Raw genomic sequence first — 8,141 nt, 5'->3', positions numbered from 1 at the left:
CGCCGATCACCAGCAGGATCACGCCGATGGTCGTCAAAATAGAGATCTTGAAGAAGATCCCAAGCAGCAGCAGGATGACACCTAAGATCAGCATTCCGTACTCCAGGGTCTCGATCGGGGGTCCGACGTGGCCTGGTGATACCCCGAACTCGTCGATGTCAATCATGGCGCCGACCGACGGGGTATGCCCAGATAGGACGAGGCCCCCGGCGCGCCGGGGGCCTCGTCCTATCTGGAGGGGAAGCCCCGGGGACCACCGGTAGTGGTCCCCGGGGCTGCCGGGGGGAGGAATCAAGCCGGGTTGTTGGAGGGCTTGTTGGCCATCGGGGCCTGGTAGCTCTTCAACAGGTCCATCTTGTCCTTGTTGACCGTGATCCAGTCGTCGGCCAGGATGCCGCCGGTGTCACCGGAGTTCGGGTTCCACGACCAGTAGGTGTAGCTGATCTTGTTGTCCTTCAGGTACTTGATCAGCGACGTCTGCCAGACACCCTCGGCGTCCTTGGTGCTGACCGAACGACCACCGAACTCACCCATGATGACCGGAGCGGTGTTGCTCTTGACCAGGTAACCCCACTGCTGGTCCCACAGGGCCGGCATGTTCTTGGGGAACTCGGGGTCGCTGAACCAGGACTGGCCCCACACCTTCGGGCTGTAGTCGTGCGCCGAGTAGACCAGCTTCGACGGGTCGGACAGCTTCACCGGGTGCTCCTTGGCGCCCTGCAGGTTGCCGCCCCACCAGTAACCCTTGCCGTTCTTGCCGTAGGTCTCGATGCCCTCGACAATGATCAGCCAGTTCGGGTTGACCTTGAGGATGGCGTTACCGGCACGCTCGGCGGCCGCCTTCCAGTCGGTCTTCTCGTTGCCGTCGCCCCAGGTGGCCTCACCGCGCGGCTCGTTGTGCAGGTCGCCACCGATGACCAGCGGGTTGTTCTTGTACTTCTGCGCCAGGTGGACCCAGTCGTCGATCCAGGTCTTCTCGGAGACCTTGTCGGTGTACCAGAGGGCGCTCTGGCCGTACTGGTCCGGGCGGTGGCGGTCGAGGAAGACCATCATGCCGCGACTGGTCGCACCGTTGACGATCTTGTCCATGATCTGCTCGCCGTTGAGGCCGACCAGGTCCGGGTTCATCTTGGTGTCGATGCCCTGGGTCGGCTTGGACCGGAGGGCCTCGTTGCTGTAGGGCAGGCGCAGGGTGTTGAAGCCCTGGCCGACCATCTGGTCGAGCATCTCCTGCCAGTTGCGCTGCCAGATGCCGTGCGGGGCGAAGTTACCGGTCTCGATACCGAACCAGTTCACACCGGTGAGGATGACCTCTTTGCCGTTCGCGTCGACAATCTTTGCGCCCTCGGCATGCAACGGAGCCTGAATACCCGTGGCCTTCTTCGGAGCCTGGGCCGCCGCGCCACCGAGGGGATTCTCAGCCGAGAGCGAGGGAACGGAGAAGGCGGCCGCGATGGCGAGCAGCGACGCCAGCGCGCTGGTGTAGAGCACCGGCTTGCGGCCGCGGCGGACTCGGGAGGTCAGTCTGTCGATCGTGTTGGGGAGCCAGGAAGGTCCCATACGTGGCTCTGTCCTAACGGTCGGGCGACGCCACGTATCGCATCGGCACGCCGGTGGTCGGCGATGCCGCGCGCAGCGCGGTCGTCGGAGCAATGTGGGCGGTTGAGGACGCGACGAACCCGTCGGCGCTTGACGCCGACGAGCCGACACGAGATCCGACCACCACGGCCGGCGTGTTCACCTGCCGAGGCAGGTCAGAGCGCAGTCCTTGGCCAGGACCGTGCACTCAACCTCTCGGGCACGGGTACACGCTACGGACGGCCCAGGATCGGCAAACCGTACCGATGACGCGAGTTTGTCCGATCAATTCGCTCGACCGCACCTCGTACGACCGGACTAGTGCAACGGGACGAGGCGCGCGCGAATATTCAGCGCTGGCATTCGGGCAGGCCGAGCTCGGCAGCGCGGACCACCGCCTCCAGCTTCGAGTGCGCGCTCAGTTTGCTCAAGAGGTGGCGGACGTGGCTACGCACTGTCGTGTAGCTCACCCCGAGCTGGCGCGCGATATCACGGTTGTCCATCCCCTCGGCCATCAATCCGAGGATCTGGCGCTCCCGTGGAGTCAGGCTCTCCAACTGGCGGGAGCGCTCGGCCTGCCGCTGCGCCTGCTCCCGACGGCGGGCCAGCAGGGCGCCGAGTTGGCGGGCCGGCACCAGGATCTCGCCCTCGGCCGCGCGGCGCACCGCCTCCGCCACGTCCGACCCGCCCGCGCTCTTGACCAGATAGCCCGACGCACCGGCCTCCAGCGCGGCGAGCATCGACTCGTCGCTGTCGTCGGCGCTCAGGAACACCACGGCCACCTCCGGCCAGTGCTCGCGCAGCGCCGCGGTCGCGTCCACGCCGGTACCGTCGGGCAGCCAGTAGTCCACCACCGCCACGTCGACCGGCTCGCTGTCCGCCCATCGCCGTACCTCGGCCACGTCGCCGGCAACGCCGACCACCTCGAGCTGCGGGTGCTCGCTCAGCAGCACGGCCAGCCCCTCGGCGACCACCTGGTGGTCCTCGATGATGAGGACCCGGTACGGAGGACCGGTCATCGGGCGCTCCCGGCTCGGGCCGGCCGGCTCCCCCGCAGGGCGGGCGGGCGCGGCGTGCTCTCCAGGTCGGCGCCGCGCGGTATCCAGACCGACACGGTGGTACCCGCGCCGGGCGCGCTGTCCATCCGGAACCAGCCCCCGGCGAACGTCGCCCGCTCGCGCATCAGGACCAGCCCCAGGTGTCCGGGCTTCGACCCGGGCGGGCCGTCACCGGCCGGCAGGCCGACGCCGTTGTCGCGTACCCGCGCGAAGTAGCCGCCGTCCTGATGGTCCAGGGTGACCTCGACCCGGTCGGCCGCCGCATGCCGGCCGACGTTGACCAGGGCCTCCTGGAGGATCCGGTACAGCAGGACCCTCGCTGGCAGCGGCGGCTCGGCGGTCAGCCGGTTGTCCAGGACCACCTCGATGCCGGTGTCGTCGTGCATCCGCGACAGCGCGTCGCGCGCCGCGGCGGGCAGGCCCACCCGCTCCAACGCGGGCGGCCGGAAGTCGAAGATCAGGCGCCGCAGCCGGTCCGCGGCCAGCGCGAGCGTCTCCTCCAGGCGGCCCAGGATCTCCAGCGCGCCCGGGTCGTCCAGCCGGTGCCGCAACTGCTGGAGGCGCAGCATCGCCGCGGTGATCACCTGGAGGCTGTCGTCGTGCACCCCGGCGGCGATCCGCGCGCGCTCGCGCTCCTGGCTGCGGATCAGGTCCCCGAGCAGCCGCTCCTGCTCCTGCTCGGCCTCGGCGAGCCGGCGCAGGCGGGCCTCCAGCGCGGGCCTCGACCGGCCCGGGTCGCCGTGCACGTCGATCGCGATCACCGCGCCGCCGTCGACGCCGGCGCTCATCCGGAGCTCCACCGGCACCTGCCGGCCGTCGGGCAGCCGCAGCGCCGAGGTGGCCGGCACCGGCCCGGCCACCTCGTCGCCCGGTGCCGCGCCGGCGCGCAGCGAACGGGTCGGGTCACCGACGAGCAGCCGGTCCAGCCGCTGCCCGACCAGCTCGTCGGCGCCCCGGCGCAGCAGCCGCTCCGCCTCCGCACTGACCAGCCGGATCATTCCGGAGCCGTCGGTGACGAGCAGCGCCTGCGGTGCCGCCCGGAACGCCGCCTCGTACCCGATCTGATCGGTCACCGGCGCCTCCGGGGGGCACTAATTCTGCAGATCCGGGGGCAGCACATATGGCGGCTGCGGCGCGACGTCGACCGGCCCGGCCGAGTTGTCGACCTTGAACGTGACGGTCGCCGTGCCACCGCTGCGCTGTCCCACCAGCGTAAACAGCACCGCATCCCCGGCGTCGCCCGGGATGGTGTACCGGCCGACCGCCCGGGCGCCCCCGGCCGCGTCGGTGCGGAACGCGCCCACGAGCTGGGGCTTGGCGCCCTTGCCCTTGGCCGCGTACACGTGCACGGCCTCGTTCGCACCGAACCCGCTGCCGTAGAAGCTGATGCTCGTGCCGGGCGATCCACCGTACGTACTGGTCCGTGCCATCGGCATGTACGGCAGGACGCTGAAACTGCTGCTGACGGTCGCGCCGCTCAGCTCGCCGGTGAACACCAGCCGCTGCGCGCCCTTCAGCTGGTACGGCACGATGAAGCCACCGCTCTTGAACGCGCCGGCGCCGTCGGTCTGCAGCGCCATGATCGGCGCGCCGCCGGCCGAGTTCAGCCGGACCAGCACCCGCTCCTCGGGGACGAATCCCTTGCCGCTGAAGCCGACCGGGTTCATCGCCTTGACCGCGTACGGCTTGAGCGCGATCGACGGGTACAGCTTGAGCACCTGGAACGGCAGGCTGGCGGCGGCGCCGCTCTTCTGCCCGACGATCACCACGCTGGTGGTACCGACCGCCGAGACGCCGACCTTGATCGGAACCTTGGTCACCGCGCCGTGGGAGTCGGCCTTCAGGACCGCTCCCGGGGTGCCGTTGATCCGTCCCCAGTAGACGGCGAGCTCCTCACCGGGCGAGAAGCCCGAGACGGTCAGCGTCACCGTGTCGCCGGGCCGGCCGACCACGGCCGACAGCTTGGCCACGCCCGCGGCCCCGGCCGCGAGCTGGGCCTGCGACTTGGCCACCTTCTTGGCTCCCCGCTGCTGCGCGGTGATGTCGCGGGTCGAGGTGTCGGTGGCCGTACTGTTCGACGGGAACTTGATCGTGGTGTAGAACGAGCCGTACCGGTCCCCGGTCGCCGTGGCCAGCGGCGTGGTCTTGGCCTTCTTGCCGGTGCCGGTGGTCATCACGATATCGATCTTCGAACCGGGGTCGAAGCCGGCGCCGACGATCGTCACCGGCATGTCGGGCCGGACGATGCCCGGGTCGACCGTGACGATCGGCGCCCCGCTGCCGAGCACCTTCACCCCGTTGACCTCGGCGGTCGCCGGCGGCGGGGTGCCCGCCTGGGTGGTGGTGCCGGAGGTGGGCCGCTGGCCGCCCAGCGGCGTCTTCACCCCCAGGGTAGGCAGTACCGAGCGGGCCAGGTTGACCACGACGAACAGGGCCACCGCGAGGATCGCCAGCCGCTTCCAGTTCTGCCGGGCCCGGACGCGAGCCTCCTGTACGGACTGCGCAGACCGGGTACGCACCGCGTTTGCCATCTCTACCCTCCTTGCTGTGCCGGAGGCCGGCGCTCAGCCGGTACTGTTATTGATCTTGATAATTTCCAGGTGCACGTCACCCCGGTCGATCCGCCAGACCTGTTCGCCGTGCTGGTCGATCGCCTCGATGATCCAGCCCTCGTTGTTGCGCTCGAGCGCGTCGCGCATCTTGTTGGACATCACGACGTAGTCGACGTTGTGCCAGTCCTGATGGAAGATCTTGTCCCGGACGTCCGGGTCGGCCGCCGCCTTGAAGTGCGACTGGGCGTAGGGATAGGACGGGTTCCCCTCCCGTAGCGCGACCCAGATGTCGTCGTCGATGATCAGGCGGGCGCTCGGCGGGATGTTCTGCCGGATCCACTTCACCTGAAGGTTCTGCATGTTCGTCTGGGGCAGCCGGTACTGGTCGGCCAGCAGCAGCCGGGTGCCGTCGGAGTTCCAGGACACCAGGTAGCCCTTCGGGTAGGGCAGCGGCAGCGCGCACAGCACGGCGGTCAGCAACACCACGGCCTCCCGCCGACCGTAGCGGGTGATCCGGCCGTAGAGCAGGCCGATGTTCAGGGCCAGCAGCGGCACCAGCGGCGCCACGTAGAAGTCGAGCAGCACGCTGCGGGTGAGGTAGAAGCCGTACCCGATGGCCAGCAGCGAGACGCCGAGCATCGGCACCTCGCGCCGGCGCGCGTTCAGCGACAGCACCAGATTGATCATCGTGGCCGCCGTACCGGCGATCAGGAAGGGACGGTCCTTGAACAGCCAGCTCTCGTTGAGCAGCGTGGAGAACATGGTCCCCTGACCGCCCGTCGCGGTGCGGTTGAGCTGCCACCAGATCGTGTACAGCAGCGACACGTGGTCGGCCGGCGGCGAGGCGAGGTTGAAGTCCAGGTTGGCCGGCAGCAGCTCGTTCTTGATCTCGGCGTAGAGCATGTACAGCGAGATCGGCGTGCCCGCGGCGAACCACCAGAAGCTCGCGCTGAAGCGCCGGTTGCCCTGTTCGACGATGCTGCGATGCAACAGGTAGCCGAAGCCGGGCAACAGAAAGATCGCGTTCTCCTTGGTGATCATGGCGAACCCGAAGGCGAGCCCGGCGCCCATCGCGGTGACGACCCGGCCGTCCCGGCGGGCCAGGATGTACAGCCCGACCAGCACCCAGAAGACCATCAGGTTGTCCAGCAGCACCATGCGCTGGAAGTACACGGCCAGCGGCGAGACGTTGAACAGGAACGTCGCCAGGAACGCGGCCGCCTTGCTACCCGAGTACCGTCGGACCACCTCGAACATCAGGAAGACGCAGCCGACGTGGATGATCACCATCAGCACCCGGCCGATGTTGACCGGGAAGCCGAGGGAGTTGAACTGGCCGGGGATGATCGCCACCCAGCCCGCGATGGTCAGCCAGCCCATCGGCGCGTGGTCGTAGAAGTACGTGTACGGCGACAGCTTCCCCTCACGCAGCACCGCCCACGCCTGCTGCATGTAGATGCCTTCGTCGGACAGGTACAGCGGGTACTTGAAGACGTTCCAGCCGTGCGTGACCAGGCCCAGCAGCATCGAGATCACCAGCAGAGCCCTCCCGCTGCGGCCCAGCGGTTCGCCGTCGCGCTCGGGTGGCGGGGTAGCCGGCCGTTCCGGCTGCGCCTCGGTCTCCAGCAGCACACCCTCCGGTTCACGCGGCACGGCCCGTCACCTCCTCCGCCTCCGTGGTCCGGTGCGCACCCACGTGCGCGGTCTTCTCCCAGTCGCCGACGCCGCCCAGTTGGCGTTTCAGGGCCCGCATCGCCGCATACGCCAGCACCATCTGGTACGGCATCCAGCCCAGCGCCATGATCATGACGGTGCGGGGCGCCGCCCGCAGCCCGTGCGCCTCGGTGAACTCGTACAGGCCGATCACCTGTGTGACGAAGTGCGCCGCCAGTAACAGCACCGGCAGCCACGACAGCAGCGCGATCGGCACCGGCACCCGCAGCACGAACGCGGTGAGGACGGCGACCGGCAGGTACAGCCCGAGCAGCGCCTGCGCGTACGGGAAGGCGAGCGTGTACCAGGCCAGCCAGCGCTGCTTGCGGGTCGGCAGCTCCTTCCAGGTGCCCTTCTTCAGCGTCTGCATGAACCCCTGGCTCCACCGGGTGCGCTGCTTGATGAAGTGCTGCAGCGTCGGCGGGGTCTCCTCCTTGGTGACGTACCGGTGGTCGTAGACCACCCGCACCCGCTCACCCATGACGCACACCCGCAGCCCGATGTCGGCGTCCTCGGTCAGACACGTCTCGTCCCATCCGCCGATGCGCTCCAGCAGCTCCCGGGAGAAGAAGATGGTGTTGCCGCCGAGCGTGATGGCACCGGCCTTGGCCTGGTAGTGCAGCCGGCTGCGAAACCAGAAGAAGTACTCCAGCACGTTGAACGTCGAATACCAGTTGGACTCGTAGTTCATGAGCTGGACGCCGGCCTGCACGACGTGCACCCGCTCGGTGACCATGATCGTGTTGATGATGCTGAAGATCTCCGGGTGGATCTCGTCCTCGGCATCGAAGATCGTGACGACGTCGGCGTTGGAGTGCGCCAACGCGGCGTTGAGACCGTGCGGCTTGTTGATCGGCTGGTCGTCGAAGACCACGAGCTGGACGTTGTCGCGGCCGGCCGCGTTCAACCGCCGGATGCTGGCGGCGGCGCGTTCGATCGTGCCGGTGTCGTCGACCGAACACACCACGAGGATCTGTACCAGGCGCGCCGGGTAGTCAGTGTGTGCGACGCGGTCGATGGTCTGCTGGATGACCTCCTCCTCGTGTCGCGCCGGCACGATGGCGGTGAAGGACAGATGGGGGGCGGCGCGCGCGTCGGGCACCCGGGCCAACTCGTCCGCCTCCGGCTGGTCCCAGGTGTAGATCATCAAATAGAGAACGTGCGCCGCCTGGACCGTCAGCAGCAGCGAGATCAGTGCTATGGCGGCCAGCAGGATCTGCTCCATCGGTTCGCTCACTCC

6 protein-coding genes are annotated in these 8,141 nt (G+C 68.5%); all 6 read right to left on the bottom strand.

The window, feature by feature from the left end:
* Positions 1-291 precede the first annotated feature (291 nt).
* The 6 genes from Pme01_RS05950 to Pme01_RS05925 all read right to left on the bottom strand — a co-directional run bounded on the left by Pme01_RS05950 (position 292) and on the right by Pme01_RS05925 (position 8,138).
* Positions 292-1,560, bottom strand: coding sequence for a glycoside hydrolase family 5 protein (locus Pme01_RS05950; RefSeq protein WP_168114690.1), 1,269 nt, complete (start codon positions 1,558-1,560; stop codon positions 292-294).
* 368 nt (positions 1,561-1,928) lie between these two features.
* Entirely contained in the window at positions 1,929-2,597 is a 669-nt protein-coding gene (locus tag Pme01_RS05945) for a response regulator (protein ID WP_168114689.1), read from the bottom strand.
* On the bottom strand, positions 2,594-3,709 hold the full coding sequence (locus Pme01_RS05940) for a sensor histidine kinase (RefSeq protein ID WP_168114688.1): 1,116 nt from the start codon (positions 3,707-3,709) through the stop codon (positions 2,594-2,596). The genes Pme01_RS05945 and Pme01_RS05940 overlap by 4 nt, the downstream gene beginning before the upstream one ends.
* A gap of 18 nt (positions 3,710-3,727) precedes the next feature.
* Positions 3,728-5,167, bottom strand: coding sequence for a hypothetical protein (locus Pme01_RS05935; protein WP_168114687.1), 1,440 nt, complete (start codon positions 5,165-5,167; stop codon positions 3,728-3,730).
* A gap of 33 nt (positions 5,168-5,200) precedes the next feature.
* The gene (locus Pme01_RS05930; protein WP_203935454.1) at positions 5,201-6,841 is read right to left on the bottom strand and encodes an ArnT family glycosyltransferase; all 1,641 of its coding nucleotides are present in this window, start codon (positions 6,839-6,841) and stop codon (positions 5,201-5,203) included.
* Positions 6,831-8,138, bottom strand: a complete 1,308-nt coding sequence (locus tag Pme01_RS05925) for a glycosyltransferase (RefSeq protein ID WP_239088045.1) — start codon at positions 8,136-8,138, stop codon at positions 6,831-6,833. Before Pme01_RS05925 ends, Pme01_RS05930 begins: the two co-directional genes overlap by 11 nt.
* Positions 8,139-8,141 lie beyond the last annotated feature (3 nt).

Origin of the sequence: Planosporangium mesophilum (genome assembly GCF_016863255.1) — a bacterium.
Classification (GTDB): domain Bacteria; phylum Actinomycetota; class Actinomycetes; order Mycobacteriales; family Micromonosporaceae; genus Planosporangium; species Planosporangium mesophilum.
This window is presented reverse-complemented; position numbering and strand designations above follow the sequence as displayed.

Excerpts from the sequence above, each read along its gene's own strand:
- Pme01_RS05950 (WP_168114690.1), bottom strand. The coding sequence starts at position 1,560 with ATGGGACCTTCCTGGCTCCCCAACACGATCGACAGACTGACCTCCCGA.
- Pme01_RS05945 (WP_168114689.1), bottom strand. The coding sequence starts at position 2,597 with ATGACCGGTCCTCCGTACCGGGTCCTCATCATCGAGGACCACCAGGTG.
- Pme01_RS05935 (WP_168114687.1), bottom strand. The coding sequence starts at position 5,167 with ATGGCAAACGCGGTGCGTACCCGGTCTGCGCAGTCCGTACAGGAGGCT.